This window comes from bacterium, assembly GCA_030649025.1.
In the GTDB taxonomy this organism is placed as follows: domain Bacteria; phylum Patescibacteriota; class Minisyncoccia; order JAUYLV01; family JAUYLV01; genus JAUSGO01.
In genome coordinates, this window is sequence record JAUSGO010000035.1 from 21071 (window position 1) to 36926 (window position 15856).

Genomic DNA, 15856 nt, shown 5'->3' on the forward strand with positions numbered 1-15856 from the left:
ATGGCCATGAAATATAATGCCGCAATCGTGATCATTGGTCCAACTGGCGTAGGCAAGACGGCGGTTGCGTTCGAGCTTGCAAGACGAGCGGGCAACGGAGAGGTGATAAATTTAGATACGACATTCCTTTTCAGGCATTTTCCGATCGGCACGGGGCTGGCCGATGCGCTTAAAGAAAAGGGGGTCAAGAAGCATCTCTATGAACTTCTTGAACCGGACGAAGCGGTCATCCCGGCTGCAACGTATGCTGGAATGGTGCGCGATACCTGTGCCAAGATACTATTGGGCGAAGGGTTGCCCATCATTGAAGGAGGTTCAACAACATTCTTCCCGGCTCTTTTTGACCTCAACAGCGAAGCAAAATTCTGCCAATCCCTTATCGGGCTAACTCCTGCTCCCGGCTTCGATCTCAAGGAAAACATCATCCGAAGGGTCAATGCAATGCTGGAGAAGGGGCTTCTCGATGAAATAAGGGAGGGTCTCAAAAAATATCGGGACAGTTTTATTATGAAAACCGCGTATTGCACCACTCCGTTAGTTCCTTATCTTGAAGGGAGCGTCACTCTAGAGCAGGCGAAAGAGAAGATCGTCCAAGGGTGTCTTGTGTACGCAGAGCGCCAACTGAACGTATTCAGGCAATATTTTGGGATAACGTGGCTGGAGCACGAACCGGCAAAATTATCTCAAACGGTGAGCAAGATCTTATCCCTAATGAGTACCTGATTGTTCTACGCTACTTGTATAAGGGGGTATTATGGCCTCCAGAATACAGCATCCTGCCTCGTGCATGATCATAGGATATTAAACACATGATTCCCCAAACCATCAAAAACGATTTTCCAATATTTGCCGAGCATCCGGAGCTCGTGTATTTGGACAGCACCGCAACGGCGCAAAAGCCCAAGGCCGTTATTGACGCGATATCGGAGCATTACACAAAACGCAATGCCAACGTGCATCGCGGGATATATGGTATTTCGGAGGAAGCGACCGTCGCGTATGAAGCGGCACGGGAGAAAATCGCCAAGTTCATCAACGCGCCAAGCTCTCGTAATATCATATTCGTGCGTAATGCCACCGAGGGTATAAACTTGCTTGCCCATTCGTGGGGGCAGGACAACTTGAAAGAAGGGGACGAGGTGCTTACCACGCTCATGGAGCATCATGCCAACATCGTCCCCTGGCACATGCGCGCAAAGTCTCATGGCATAACGGTTGCGTTCATGGGGGTTACGAAAGACGGGTATTTGGATGAAGCTGGTATTGAAAATAAAGTTTCCGGAAAAACCAAACTTGCCGCCTTCACCCATGCCTCAAATGTGCTGGGTACCATAAATCCGGTAAAAAAGCTCACCGAGTATTTTCATAAGCGCGGCATACCCGTTCTGGTTGACGGCGCGCAAGCCGTTCCGCATTTCAAAGTTGATGTGCAGGATATCGGTTGCGATTTTTACGTATTTTCGGGCCACAAGATGCTGGGCCCTTCGGGTATTGGGGTGTTGTATGTAAGCGATGCCTGGCTTGATAAGTTACCACCGTTTCTTGGGGGAGGGGAGATGATTATGAGTGTTACGCAAAAGGATTTTACGTATCAGGAGGCTCCACTGCGTTTTGAGGCGGGAACCCCGGCCATTGAAGCGGCCATTGGCTTGGGGGCTGCGATTGATTATCTTGCGAGCATCGGTATGGACGAGATACGGAAGCACGAAATTGAACTTACTGCATACGCGCTTGAGGAGCTTGCCAAGATTCCTGGGCTTATCGTTCACGGTCCCAAAAAAGCAGAAGACCGAACAGGAGTTGTGGCATTTACCATGGCCAATATCCATCCGCACGACCTTGCTTCATTGCTTGATGCGGAACACATTTGCATGCGCGCGGGAAACCACTGCACCATGCCTTTGCATATGGATGTTCTGGGGGTTCCAGCCACCACCCGTATGAGTTTCTACATTTACAACAGCAAGGAAGATATTGAAAAAGCAGTCTCGGTACTTAAAAATATTTCTGCGGAACTGTGTTAGTTACCACATCTTCCCATTAAATCATCAAGACCTGCCTAAAACCTCCATTTGCTAATTTGCGCAAATTAGCAAAAGGTTGGACGCCAGGGAGTTTTTCCCGGTGAATCTTATGTCAACAAACCTTACCGCATTCAAGCGTATATGGGAATTAAGCAAGGATTCGCCGTATATGGCAAAAATAGATAATCCTGATTTTGCCTTCTCCGGAGATAACGCGGTGTGCGGGGATTGGATGGAGCTTGCGTTTCGGATGCATAAAGATGGTTCGACAAAGCTCACCACGGGCAAAATCGCCGAGGCTCGATTTTTGCACACGGGGTGCGCCGTAAGCGCGGTTGCCGCCTCCGTTCTTATGGAATACGCGGAAGGAAAAACGCTGGATGAGGTTCGGAAAGTCACGCCAGAGGAACAGTTAAAGCTTTTTGGTGCTCCCGTAAGTCCCGCCCGCATCAAGTGCGCGCTTTTGCCGCTTGAAGTTCTGAAGATGGATCCGAAGAAAAAAAGGTAGCGTGCTCTATGCGAAGAATCAAACCAAACAAAAAATTCATATATCTTGACCACGCCGCAACTACTCCGCTCGACCCAAAAGTAGAACAGGAGATGCGGCTGTTTTGGAGCGAAAAATTCCAAAATCCGTCGAGTATCTATGGAGGAGGACTTGAAACTCGCAAAGCCGTCGAGAATGCCCGGAAACATATCGCCGATATTTTGCATTGCTCGTCATCGGAGGTCGTATTTACGCCCGGAGGAACGGCAAGCGACAATCTTGCGGTATTGGGCATTGCGCGGGCATATGCGGGCGGCGGAAAGAAGCACATCATTGTCTCGTCCATTGAACATGAAGCGGTGCTGGAGCCCGCACGGCAACTTGAGAAAGATGGTTTTTCGGTTACTTTTTTGAAGATTGATAAAAATGGATTGGTAGACCCGCGGGATGTAAAGAAAGCTCTTCGTCCTGATACAATTTTTGTTTCTGTGATGTATGCGAACAACGAGATAGGCACCATTCAGCCGATCCGCGAGATCGCCAAGACTATTCGTGACTTTAGAAAAATTCGCAATCCGCAATCCGCCCGCCTCGCCGAGACGGCGAGTCGAGGCTGGGCAATTCGCAATCCTGAATTACCCTATTTCCATACCGATGCATGCCAAGCTGCAAACTATCTTAATCTCAATGTACAAAAGCTCGGCGTGGACCTTATGACGCTCAACGGCTCAAAGATATACGGTCCGAAAATGAGCGGTATGCTGTATGTGAAAAGCGGGGTAAGGCTCAAACCCATTGTTTTTGGCGGCGGGCAGGAAAAGGGGTTGTGGAGCGGAACTGAAAATGTTCCGGGCATTGTAGGATTTGCGCGTGCGCTGGAGATCGTCGAGAAACTAAAGAGCAAAGAAGTCGCGCGGCTTACAAAACTTCGGGATTATTTTATTGGGAAACTGCAGAATGAAATAAAGGGCGTAGTGCTCAACGGCGATCCCGCTCGTCGCCTTCCCAATAACATCCATATCTCGGTTAGTGATGTTGAAGGAGAGGTTTTGGTTCTATATCTTGATGGGGTGCGAGTAGAGACGGCTGTGGGTTCCGCATGCACCGCGCAAAGCAGCAAGCCGTCGCACGTACTGACTGCTCTGGGCCTTTCTCCAAAGAAAGCCCGGGAGAGTCTCCGCATGACGCTCGGCAGAAACACCTCAAAGAAAAATTGTGATGATGTCGTCGAAGAGATGAAAAAAGCAATTAAACTGCTCCGTCATTGAAGCGCTGTGGACAAAGACGCTTCCCATAATCCTGAAAATATGTAATAAAATACTAAAGCGTGGGCCCCACGCTTATTGTTGTGCTCGCAGGCACACCGCTTATGTCAAAAGCAAATTACGATGTAGCTATCATAGGGTCCGGTCCTGCCGGCATGTTTGCTGCGCTTGAACTGACGCGGCGTAAGCCGGGTGTCAGGACCATAGTGTTTGAAAAAGGACCGCTACGGACGTTTGATGAAAAAGCGAATCTCACCTGCGGGTGGGGAGGGTCCGGCGCATTTTCCGACGGGAAGCTGAATCACACGGCGCTATCCGGCGGGCAACTGCGCGATTTTATGACCCAGGAAGAATTCGAGAGCGTCATGCGCGATGTCGATCGCGCGTATCTTGAGTTCGGCGGAGACAAAAAACTCGTGGATGCGACATCCGACCAAGTAGCAGACCTCCGGCGTCGGGTCATTGCCGCAGACATGGAACTCGTACACTTTCCTATTCGGCACCTTGGCACAGATAAATCTCGCATCATTGTTGATAACATCAGAAAACATATAGAAGAGAAGGGCGTAGAGGTTAAGGTGAATAGCGGCGTTTCCCACATTAACCCCGGTATGGGTGTTTTTGAAGTGGTGTGCGAGAACGGAAATCGTTTCACGGCCCAGAAGGTTATCATTGCTCCCGGCCGCGGAGGTGCTGAATGGTTCCAGGAAGAGGCCAGGCGACTTGGGCTTGCGATGGAGAACAATGGCGTGGATATCGGCGTGCGGGTGGAAGTGCGGGATGAGATCATGAAACCGGTTACGGATCTCGTGTATGAATTGAAAGTGCTTTATTTCTCAAAGACCTATCGGGACAAAGTTCGGACGTTTTGCATGTGCCCTTCAGGATTTGTTGCGATGGAAAATTATCGGGGGCTTACGACGGTAAATGGCCACAGCGCCAAAGATATAAAATCAGGTAACACAAATTTTGCGGTGCTGGTAACCAAAACCTTCACCGAGCCGTTTAATGACCCTCTGGAATATGCGCGTTCCGTATCAGGCCTTGCAAATCTTCTTGCCGGAGGAAGCGTTCTGGTCCAGCGTCTCGGAGATCTCAAAGACCACCGCAGAAGCACGACAGAAAAGATCAGAAGTTCCTTCGTTTCCCCGACTCTTGCGGAGGCTGTGCCGGGGGATTTGAGTCTCGCGCTTCCACACAGGCATCTGGTGTCCATTATCGAGATACTTGAAGCGCTTGATGCTATTGTGCCGGGCGTTGCGGGCGACTCGACCCTGCTTTACGGTGCGGAAGTGAAGTTCTACTCAAACCGTATCAAGGTGCAACACGGCGGATTTGAAACGATGATCCCGGGCCTTTTTGTCGCCGGAGATGGTTCCGGATACACGCGCGGCCTCATGCAATCCTCCATGCATGGCGTTGTTGTGGCACGACATATCGCGGAGCGGATTTGAGGTATGATTCGGGAGATTAGCGCTATAAACATCCTTACACACTTGAGAACGTAAGGATATTGAAGAGAATGAAGTATCAAAGAGATTAGGAGGCTTGAAAGTATGAAAAATACCGAAAAAGCATTCAAATGGATAATAGGAATTTTGAAAAAGCACGAGGTGCCATTTCAAATAACTGGTGGGCTTGCCGCGAAAGTTTATGGATCGAATAGACCCCTGGCCGATATTGATATCGATATCCCCGATGACGACTTCCCTAAAATTATGGAAGATGTAAACAAGTTTATTGTTTATGGTCCAGCGCATTATAATGACGAACGATGGGATTGTAAGTTGATGACATTAAGTTTCGAGGGGCAAGAAATAGATATAAGTGGCGCAGATAGTATGAAAATTTGTGACGCAAGAACCGGAGAATGGAAAAGTATGCCCACGGATTTTTTAAAGTCAGTGGAGAAGGAGGTTTTTGGGATAAGTGTTCCAGTAATACCACCTAAGGCGTTAGTTGATTACAAGCAAATGTTAATAGGAGAGCATCAAAGAGAAGATATTGCTTCGGTGTCCGCGTGGATCAGTCAATAAATACCAGAAGTGTCATGGGAAGTGAGGATATGAAAAATGGCCATCTTGTGATGACCATGTAGTTAGACGACTTCCTGCAGGAGCTTCACTTTGTCGGTTTTGATTCTGCAGGAAGTGCGCGTGAGGATTCTGCCAATTTCACAGGAGAAAACTCGAGCAGTTAGTCCGTATTTCCTCTCGAAGTAACGTTTTAGCGCATTGGCATCGCCACGAGTCGGAGTGACATATAACCCACCAGATTCACCGTTTTCTGCGATTGGCTCCCTAGGAACTGTCCATTTTCCGACCAAATATTGAATACGGCTATGCCTCGCCGCACGAAGTCCGAGTGATGTTAAATCATCTCGTAACACCTTGAATGCAAGCAATTCGCGCCTCCAATTTACTGATAAGTTCTGAAAGTATGTTAAATTAAAAATACGTACTATGTCAATGAAATAACCCGCATGACATTTTCTATAATCTACCCAATTTAGCAGATGCAAAAATGGAAAAATCGCTTAAAATAAGGAAAATCCCTGCGGTTGATTATTAAAAAAGCAGATTCGTCATGCCAATATCTAAAATACAAATTCTGGGTGTGCCGATGGACTTAGGTCAAGACCGGCGAGGGGTGGATATGGGACCTTCTGCGATTCGTGCGGCAGGCCTTCATGCAAGATTGCGTTCGCTCGGATATGACATTGAAGATGCGGGAAATATCCCAGCGGCGATATTGGAGACTCGGGCATTTAAAAATCCACGGGCAAAATATCTTGAAGAGATAGCGGAGACCTGCAGGAGGCTTGCAAGGGGCGTGACGGACGCGCTACAAAAAAAGAGCGCGCCGCTCGTGCTTGGGGGAGATCACTCCATCGCCATAGGAACGGTCACGGGTGTCAGCCGCTATTTTCAAAAGAAAGGAAAGCGCATTGGACTTATTTGGATAGATGCGCATGCCGACATGAACACTCCCCAGACAAGTCCCAGCGGCAACGTGCACGGAATGCCGCTTGCTTGCTGTGTGGGGCTTGGACCGAAAGAACTCACGCACCTTGCCGGGTATGCCCCGGTAGTTCGGCCGCAGAACGTGGTACTGGTCGGTGTTCGCGACGTAGATGTGCTAGAAAAACCCCATGTGCGAAGATCGGGGGTCAAAGCCTTTACTATGCGCGAAATTGACGAGCGGGGGATGCGAGCTGTGATGGAGGATGCTGTTAAAATTGTCTGTAAGGAGACGGATGGGTTTCACGTCAGCTTAGATATGGATTTCGTTGATCCCTCGGAGGCCCCCGGGGTCGGCACGCCCATTCGGGGAGGCGGAACATACCGCGAAGCGCATTTGGCGCTGGAAATGATATCCGATACGGGAGGGATGACGTCTATGGAGATCGTGGAGGTAAATCCTATTCTGGATTCCTCAAACCGCACCGCCAATTTAGCGGTAGAACTTGCAATGTCCGCCTTTGGAAAACGAATCATGTGAAGGAAGAATTGCGATATGTATGCGAGCATGCTATACTGATTTCTTAATATTTGTCAGGCGAGTGATATGAGAAAAATTCTTTCCAAAGCCCTTCCTACCACGTTTGTCACCTTCCCGGCATTTTCCTCCGGCAATGCGCCGACGGCGGATGACGCGTTCAATTATCTTGCGCTCATGCTTAATAGAGGCATGTACTGGCTTGCGTCGTTCGCATTTCTCATTGCGGGCATCATGATTATTATCTCCGGCATCAAGTTCATGTTCGCGGGCGGAGACGAAGAAAAGCGCCGGGGCGCAAGGCATACGCTGATTTATTCCATTGTAGGCGTTGTAGTGGTGATTTTGGCGCAAAACTTTATTACGGTCATTAAGAACTTTTTTGGCGCATGAAGGCAAAAATAGAGACACAAACGCTCAAAGACCGCATTTTCGAGGTGCTGGAAAAAGACGTGAAGCCTTTTTTGGCACTTCACGGAGGCGATGCGGAGTTGAAAAAAGTTGAAGAGGGGATCGTAACGGTAGCGCTCAAAGGCGCATGCCACGGCTGTTCTATGGCGGCCATAACGTTTCAGATGGGCGTTGAGCAGATGCTCATCGATAAATTTCCGGAAGAGATTATTGGGCTGGAATACGAATAAGTTCCTATAAGTGATAGAAATTACAGCTCGCCTACAAGAGGCGTTTTTTACTTCGCGCGAAAATGGTAATTAAGGTATACTTACCAAATGCCACTCTGGGCTTTTTTCGCGGTAGCGGCGTATGCGATAAATGCCGCCGTTGCGGTAAGCGATAAATATTTTCTCACACGGCGCATTCCTAACGCCATATCTTATGGGTTCTGGGTCGGAGTTTTCGGACTGGTATTTGTTCTTGCCATTCCCTTTGGCTTTTCGCTTCCCTCGCCAATGGTGCTTGTTGCTGCGCTTGCGTCCGGGGCGGCGTTCACCGTTTTCCTTCTGGTACTTTTTTGGTCCATTGAGCATGGCGACGTATCTCGTGTAGTGCCGACTATGGGCGTGGTATTTCCTCTGGCTACGATGTTTCTTGCCTCCTTCTTCATCCACGAGAAGTTGGAGAGCACCCAGTTTCTTGCTTTTTGTGTTCTGGTGGCTTCCAGTGTTCTTCTCTCGTTCTATGGGTACCAAAAAGGAGACCATCATGTGGCGGTATTTTTTGGAGCGGTGCTTGCAGGATTGCTTTCTGCGCTTTCGAGCGTTCTTGCAAAATATGTTTTTGAGCATCATGAGCCATTCATTTCCGGCTTTATCTGGATGCGGCTTGCCGGCGGGGCAATGGCGCTTACATTGCTTCTTGTGCCTCGATGGCGACGGCGGATATTTGGGACAACCCGGGACCCACAAAGTCACATTGGGTTTCTTGTGCTTGTCCGCATCGGGGCGGGACTTTCGTTCATTGTTCTAAATTACTCCATAGCTTTGGGCTCGGTTACACTGGTAAATGCGCTTAAGGGCGCGGAATACGCGGTGATATTCTTAATTATGATAGTACTTAGTAAATTTCTACCCGGAGTCGTGAAAGAGACGTTAAACCCCAAGATTGTTATTGCAAAATGCATAGCCATCAGCGGAATTATTATAGGTTTATTGCTACTTAGGATGTAGATATGAAAAAGTTTATAAAAAGAATTTTAATGACGGTACTGGTAGTCATTTCGGGAATTACACTAATACTTACTATTTTTTTAACGTCGGTTCGTAATCCCCAAAAACCCGAACGTTTCACATATGGCATTACGTTCTCGAGACCATTTACCGAAAAGCTTGGCCTTGATTGGAAAGAAACCTATATAGCCATACTCGACGAACTTAACATAAAAACAATACGGCTTGTTGCCTATTGGTCGGAAATTGAACCAAGGGAAGGCAATTTTGACTTTGAGGGTCTCGACTGGCAGATCTCCCAGGCAAAAAAAAGGAACATTGGCGTGATGCTAGCATTCGGGCAGAAACTTCCGCGATGGCCGGAGTGCCATTACCCAGCATGGCTTCAAAAAGATACGGATGAAAAAATGCGAGAAGGTCTAGACGCTACGGAACACGAAAAGCTGCTGCGTTATCTGCGCGCCACCATGGAACACTACAAGGACGAGAATGCGATAACCCATTGGCAGATAGAGAACGAACCATTCTTGCCGTTTGGCATCTGTCCCGTTCTTAATGAAGATTTCTTTGGCCAGGAGGTTGCGCTTGTCCGTTCGATGGAACCCTCGCGGAGCCTGGTTATATCGGAATCCGGAGAATTCTCCACATGGATTGGCGCCGCAAGGCTCGCCGATGTTATCGGCTCAACGCTCTACCGCGTGGTGTGGTGGCAATCAACCGGTTATGTGCGCTATCCAATCCCCGAATGGTTCTATTGGAAAAAAACCATTTTGATAAAATGGCTCTATCCCTCGGTGAAAGACATCGTGGTCATTGAGCTTCAGGGAGAGCCGTGGGCGCATCTGCAGATATACGAGAACACGATCGAAGAGATGATGAAGTCCATGCCTCCCGCGCAGTTCATAGAGAATCTTCGCTACGCGCGCGATTCGCGCTTTGCGACGCAGTATGTGTGGGGAGCAGAATGGTGGTACTGGATGAAAACGAAACATCAAGTTCCTTTTTATTGGGATTATGCCGGGCAAATATTCAAAGAGTAGGCATATATTATTAACTTCAACTTATGGCTTATCCAGTTCACTATATTTGTACCGGCTCATGCAAGGGTGTTGCGACCAAAGACCAATGGACGGCGGGCGCCAGAACTTGCGCTGCCAAGAGTTGCGAGAAATACGGCCAGCCTCTGGAGAGACATCTTTATTGTGAAAAATGCGGCGAACACTTTATCGCAGAGCCGCATAAATGTGGTTCCTAGGTTTTTCCATGTTTCAAAAACTCGGCATAAGCTTCATAGTGCTCTTCATAAGCGCGTGGGCGCCTTTTTATTCTTTTGCACAGGTGGTCACGCCGGCTCCCAGCACCCAGGTCCAAATACAGACCAAATCTCAGGAGATTGCAGATCTTGAGAAAGAGATCGCCCAGTACGGAAATGAGATTGTAGGCCGGCAATCAAAGCAACGAACTCTCAAGAATGACATTGCCACGCTCGATGCAAAAATTAAAAAAAGTTTGCTTGAGATACGCAGGCTCTCGCTGGTGATTGAGGGACTTTTGACGGACATTAAAGAACACGAAACGGCCATCGCTAGTGCCGAGAAAATCATCGGGGAGAAAAAGAACATCATTGTAACGCATCTTGCGGCACTGGATGCGTACGACCGTCTGCCTCGGCTTGCCATTTTTATCGCGAATGCTCGTTTTTCTGATTTTTTGAACGCCCTTCATGCCCTAGAGCTCGTCGAGGGTAAGATTTATGAGGCGCTCATGGCCGTGAAGGAACAAAAAATAGATCTTGAGGAAGAAAAAATATCGCTTGAGGAAGACAAGGTCGAACACGAACAGCTGAAAAGCCTTCAAATTGTTCAAAAAGAAACTCTCGCAAAGCAGCAAAATGACAAGCAATATCTCCTTACGGTGACGAAAGGAGAAGAGAAAAAGTTTCAGGAGATGGTCAAACTCTCCAAGGCAAACGTTGAGAAGCTTAAAAACGAAATTTATTATCTGCAACGCATTGGGGTTACAGCAGAGCAAGCCGCTACTCTCGGAGTATTGGTTGCGGGTAGAATCGGTATCCGGCCGGCATTTCTTATTGCAATCTTGGAAATAGAATCGCGCATGGGCGCGAATGTGGGGAAGGGGACGTATTTAGCGGACATGCATCCAAGGGATCATGAAGCGTTTTTGCAGATCTGCCGGGAGCTTGGATTGGATCCGAACACTACCCCTGTTTCCAAAAAACCCAGCTATGGCTGGGGAGGGGCGATGGGTCCTGCGCAATTCTTGCCCACTACGTGGCTTGGGTATCGCGCTCGCGTAACTTCTTATACGGGGCGTCCTGCAAATCCATGGAACATTGAGGATGCGTTCTTTGCTGCCGCCATCAAGCTCGGGCAGGATGGCGCATCATCGAAAACCACTTCAGGAGAGCTTGCGGCCGCAAAGGCCTATATCGGCGGGAGTCCCTATTGCTCAAAATCCATTTGCAACTACTATGCGAATCTGGCCATTGAGAAGGCCGCAGACATTGAAAAAACTTTGTAATAATGAAAAAACAGGACTTTGTCGGAAAACTGATGGCATGGTATAGAAAAAACGGTCGTCATACGCTACCGTGGCGGCATACGCACGATCCCTATCATATTCTCGTTTCGGAGATCATGCTGCAGCAGACGCAGGTGGGACGGGTTGTCCCAAAATATCATACGTTTATAAAACAATTTCCGACTCTCAAAAAACTTGCCCGTGCATCCGGCGCATCGGTGCTCCGTGCGTGGCAGGGGATGGGGTTTAATAGAAGGGCGCTCTTTTTAAAAAAATGTGCTGAGGCGTGTGTTAAGGAGCATTATGGCAAAATCCCAGACACGTATGAATCCTTGCATAAATTATCGGGAATAGGGGACTACACTGCGCGCGCGGTTCTTTCTTTTGCATTCAAGAAACATGTTGCCCTCCAGGATACGAACATCCGGAGAATATTTTCACGGGTATACTTCGGCAAGAATCCATCCGCGGTTGCCGAGGAGCGTATAAGCAGTTTGATTTCTCGTGATTTGCCACACCATGATACAGCACTGTATCATGGTGCCCTCATGGATTTTGGCAGTATCGTATGCCGTCCAAAACCACTTTGCTCCGTCTGCCCCATGCAAAAATTCTGCAAGGCCGCTCCAAAGGTTCTTGCTCAAGGATGGCAGGTGCTTGAAGGGAGGGTAGTCCGCCATCCGCAGTCAAAATTTGAAGGATCTGATAGAAAGATCCGAGGGAGGATTGTTGATCTTTTGAGAGAGAAAGAACGCACGGATATCAATATGCTTATATCAGGCATTCAAGAGCCAAAGACACGTGTCAAAAAAATTCTGCGAACACTTCTACGTGACGGCCTGATAACAAAAAAGGGAAGCTTTTATCAGCTCCCCGCGTAACTGTCTTCGATTGCTCGGCCTGCAATACCGAATTTCCATAAGGCATTCTGGTATTCGCATTTCCGATTTGGGCAAACAACGAACAGCCACTGCCGCTCCGTAAATCCGCGTACTTCCCAGCCACCACTGTGGTCGTAGTGTTCTACTCTACCAGTCAACGGTTTTCCGCATCCGACGCAGGGTTTTCCCCTCGCCAAAAGGGTATATTTTTCTAGGGTCATTGCCCACCTCCATACTTTTCTAGTATACCCACTTTTTATAACTATATAATGTCAAAAATACGTTTATGTCAAGAACTTTTCTGTCCGAATTGAGCAGGCCTTGGATAAAGAATGAAAAACCGATTAGGAAAAAAACGCGTGCGGCATTGATCGTTCGATATCTGAAGAGCGAATATCCCGAGGCGAAGATGTTTTTGAAATACGGCAATGATATTCAGCTGCTTGTTGCGGTGATGCTGTCGGCACAGTGTACCGACAAGAAAGTGAACGAGGTGACGGAGAAGCTTTTTAAAAAATACAAGACGGCAAAAGATTTTGCGGATGCCGATTCTAGAATACTTGAAAAAGACATACATTCAACCGGTTTTTATCGCGCAAAAGCAAAGAATATCAAAGCTGCTTGTCGGATGCTTGTTGAGCAATTTGGCGGCAATCTTCCCAGGTCGATGCAAAAAATGCTCATGCTTCGCGGTGTTGCCCGTAAGACCGCAAACGTCGTTCTGGGCAACGCTTTCGGCATCGTGGAAGGCATTGCGGTGGATACGCATGTGCGGCGGCTTGCCCAGCGCCTGGGGCTTACCAAGGGAAATACCCCAGAAAAGATAGAGCGGGATCTCATGGTGCTGATATCCAAAAAAGATTGGTTTAGGCTCACCTATCTTCTTATTGAACACGGACGAACCATTTGTATCTCGCAAAAACCCCGATGTACTCACTGTCTCTTGAACAGGATGTGTCCTTCAAGCAGAATGTGATATACTCGATGTACCAAGCAGAGAGAACTTTATGGCCATAACATTTAATACCATCACAAAAGAGCAACTTAAAGAAAGGCTTGATCGGGGAGAGCGGATACAGATTGTGGATATCAGGCCTTATAGTGCATATTTCAAGGAACATATTCCCAAAGCGCTGCATCTTCCTTATGACCTCGTGGAGGAACGGGCAACGGAAGTTCTGAATTACGAAGAACCCATTGTTCTTTACGGATCGGACGAAAAAGATGTTTTTACCCAGCGAGCGGCCGAGATACTCGTTTCCCGCAAGTTTGATACCCGCTCTCTTTATCTTCTTGCCGAGGGGTTTATCGGCTGGAGGGGCGGAGGCTATTTTACGGCAAGCGAGTGAAATTCTTTTTCCCGTACTGTTCCGATATCCCGCACATGTCTCTATTTAAAAAAACTATAGCGCGCGATAAACCTTGCCCATGGTGCATGGGGATGCTTACGCTCTTACTCGCCGTTGTTTCGTGTGCCTCACTGATGTTTTTTAAACTTTATTACTAAATAATTTCATCATATGGAAGATAAAAAACACGAAGAAGCCGGAACGCACGATTCCTGTTGTGGTTCCGATGGATGCAGGTGCGGCGGTTCTTGTGTAGAAAATGGAGAATGCGGCTCCTTTGCAAGCCGAACCTCACGCTGGATGGGACATAATTGCAGAACGTGCCTTTGTATTTTGGGAGCAGTCGCGGGTATATTTTTGGCGGTCTGGACAGTGGCAAAGAGCCTCGAGGTCAAGCACCTATTGAATTACGGACCGGCCGGCATTGTTCAGCATACCGTAACGTTTTCGGCAACAGGAAAATCCGCGGTTTCTCCGGATACTGCCGAGATAGAACTTTCTGTGCTTACCGAAGGAAAAACTCCGCAGGATGTGCAGCAGGAAAATGCAAAAAAGATGAACGCAATAATTGAATTTGTAAAATCAAGTAAGATAGATGCAAAAGACATCAAAACTGCGGCATACTCGCTATATCCTAAATATGAATACCTGCGGGGTCAATCCAATATTTCCGGATATACGCTTACCCAATCTCTGCGGGTGAAGCTGCACGACCTGAAACAAGTGGGTGTTATACTGGAGGGAGCAACGACGCGAGGTGCCAACCAGGTGGGAGACGTTCGTTTTTTCGTAGATGATCCGGATAAATTTAAAGAAGAGGCCAGCAAGGAAGCCTTTAAGAAAGTGGATCTGAAAGCTCGGGAACTTTCGCGTCTTGCCGGCGTAAAGCTTGGACGCATCATCTCGTTCTCCGAATCAGGAGGCGATATGCCGCCTCCCGTGTTCTACGGAAAAGCCGAAGCTATTGGTATGGGAGGTGGAGGCGCAGGCTCTCCACAACTCGAGGAAGGTTTACAGGATATCTCGGTTACCGTCTCGGTTACGTATAGAATCGAATGATTGATCCGTGTCCGCGGCCCAATGGATAAGCGAACCTTCACAGCTCATGCGTGAGCGCGAACAAGTTCGGAATGACACAAAAGCGAAATTGATCATAAGGCGCCGTCGTTAACGTTGACGGAGAGTCTTAATAGTGGTACGTTTTCGTTGTCTGTACTTTTCAAAATTAAGGAGCTTGTATGAAGCCATGGCAGAGAGTATTTTTTGGATTGTTATGCGTGACTGCGACTTTCATCGGACCTGTAAAAAGTCAGGAGAAGGACTCATCGGCAGTAACTACCGTGACGATAAGGCCCCTGCAGGTTGGATTTTTCGTACTCGATACCGAAAACCACAATGCGTTTGTTGACAATCTCCCGCGCGAGAAATTCAGAGTGTCGGAAAAAGTTCCCGGAAAGGATTGGCAGACGCCGGAAGTTAAATCGGTATTCGGCGGCGAACAGCCATTACTGCTCGCTTTCGCTCTGGATACTTCGGACTCCGTTTTTCAGAGCGAGGCAGGTTCCGTGAAGAAGATTTTGCAGGATTTTGTGCTTACCGCCATGCGTCCCGGGAAAGATGCCGCGCTTCTGATCCCATTCAGAGAATCGGTTGACGGCAGACGGGCTTTCACGGATAACGTAGACACTCTCGTTGGCGATATCAAGAAGCTATCGGGTGGCGGCGGAACGGCGCTTTTTGACGCTTTGCTTACTGCGGTGAAGCGTCTGGAGGAGGAAGAGGAAAAACGCGGAATCGGCGAATACCGGAAAGCCATTATCCTGCTTAGCGACGGGCAGGAGAATGCGAGCGCTATTCAGAAAGAACGGTTCGGGGGTAACGCCGTAAGGGCGCACGTTGCGAAAAAAGACCTTGTCGAATATGCGTTGCTGGGCTCGGATATCCCCGTCTACGTTCTGTATACCAACCATCGGGATTCGGAGCGCACACCGCTTATGATGAGGGGCGTATGGACCTCGCCAGAAACGTCGGGAGAATGGCTCCGCAACATAGCGCGCAACAGCGGCGGGACATTCTTTCCATTCATGGGCGGACGAGAACGTCGGATGGCTTTTAAACGCGTCACGGAGGAGCTAACGCATAAGTTTTGGCTCTTGTTCTACGCTGCTGATCCGGTGAAAAACGAG

The 15856-nt window shown here is 48.3% G+C and carries 17 protein-coding genes; all 17 read left to right on the top strand.

The features are described 5' to 3' along the window. Entirely contained in the window at positions 1–723 is a 723-nt protein-coding gene (locus Q7S09_05500; GenBank protein MDO8558602.1) for an isopentenyl transferase family protein, read from the top strand. Between the two features lie 86 nt (positions 724–809). After that, positions 810–2024: a cysteine desulfurase gene (locus Q7S09_05505; protein MDO8558603.1), complete on the top strand. Its 1215-nt coding sequence runs from the start codon at positions 810–812 to the stop codon at positions 2022–2024. 109 nt (positions 2025–2133) lie between these two features. Beyond that, positions 2134–2532 carry an iron-sulfur cluster assembly scaffold protein gene (locus tag Q7S09_05510; protein MDO8558604.1) on the top strand — a complete coding sequence of 133 codons (399 nt, stop codon included), beginning with the start codon at positions 2134–2136 and terminating at the stop codon, positions 2530–2532. An 8-nt stretch (positions 2533–2540) separates the two neighbouring features. After that, positions 2541–3779, top strand: coding sequence for a cysteine desulfurase family protein (locus Q7S09_05515; GenBank protein ID MDO8558605.1), 1239 nt, complete (start codon positions 2541–2543; stop codon positions 3777–3779). 101 nt (positions 3780–3880) lie between these two features. Continuing rightward, the gene (locus Q7S09_05520) at positions 3881–5230 is read left to right on the top strand and encodes an FAD-dependent oxidoreductase (GenBank protein MDO8558606.1); all 1350 of its coding nucleotides are present in this window, start codon (positions 3881–3883) and stop codon (positions 5228–5230) included. A 102-nt stretch (positions 5231–5332) separates the two neighbouring features. Beyond that, positions 5333–5812, top strand: a complete 480-nt coding sequence (locus tag Q7S09_05525) for a hypothetical protein (protein ID MDO8558607.1) — start codon at positions 5333–5335, stop codon at positions 5810–5812. Between the two features lie 550 nt (positions 5813–6362). Then, positions 6363–7277 (top strand): arginase, encoded by a 915-nt coding sequence (rocF, locus tag Q7S09_05530; protein ID MDO8558608.1) that lies wholly within the window; start codon positions 6363–6365, stop codon positions 7275–7277. A gap of 66 nt (positions 7278–7343) precedes the next feature. After that, a complete protein-coding gene (locus Q7S09_05535; protein MDO8558609.1) occupies positions 7344–7667 on the top strand; it encodes a pilin in 324 nt (107 codons plus the stop codon). Next, complete coding sequence (locus tag Q7S09_05540; protein MDO8558610.1) at positions 7664–7915, top strand: NifU family protein; 252 nt, start codon at positions 7664–7666, stop codon at positions 7913–7915. The genes Q7S09_05535 and Q7S09_05540 overlap by 4 nt, the downstream gene beginning before the upstream one ends. 87 nt (positions 7916–8002) lie before the next feature. Beyond that, the gene (locus tag Q7S09_05545; protein ID MDO8558611.1) at positions 8003–8899 is read left to right on the top strand and encodes a hypothetical protein; all 897 of its coding nucleotides are present in this window, start codon (positions 8003–8005) and stop codon (positions 8897–8899) included. 2 nt (positions 8900–8901) lie between these two features. Next, a complete protein-coding gene (locus Q7S09_05550) occupies positions 8902–9939 on the top strand; it encodes a beta-galactosidase (GenBank protein MDO8558612.1) in 1038 nt (345 codons plus the stop codon). Between the two features lie 223 nt (positions 9940–10162). Further along, a complete protein-coding gene (locus tag Q7S09_05555; protein MDO8558613.1) occupies positions 10163–11440 on the top strand; it encodes a lytic murein transglycosylase in 1278 nt (425 codons plus the stop codon). Between the two features lie 2 nt (positions 11441–11442). Further along, the gene (locus Q7S09_05560; protein MDO8558614.1) at positions 11443–12321 is read left to right on the top strand and encodes an A/G-specific adenine glycosylase; all 879 of its coding nucleotides are present in this window, start codon (positions 11443–11445) and stop codon (positions 12319–12321) included. Positions 12322–12607: 286 nt separating this feature from the next. Continuing rightward, positions 12608–13297: an endonuclease III gene (nth, locus tag Q7S09_05565; protein MDO8558615.1), complete on the top strand. Its 690-nt coding sequence runs from the start codon at positions 12608–12610 to the stop codon at positions 13295–13297. Between the two features lie 31 nt (positions 13298–13328). Further along, positions 13329–13670 (top strand): rhodanese-like domain-containing protein, encoded by a 342-nt coding sequence (locus tag Q7S09_05570; GenBank protein ID MDO8558616.1) that lies wholly within the window; start codon positions 13329–13331, stop codon positions 13668–13670. A 171-nt stretch (positions 13671–13841) separates the two neighbouring features. Next, entirely contained in the window at positions 13842–14729 is an 888-nt protein-coding gene (locus Q7S09_05575; protein ID MDO8558617.1) for an SIMPL domain-containing protein, read from the top strand. Between the two features lie 179 nt (positions 14730–14908). After that, the coding region (locus Q7S09_05580) for a VWA domain-containing protein (GenBank protein MDO8558618.1) at positions 14909–15856 on the top strand (948 nt) is incomplete at its 3' end.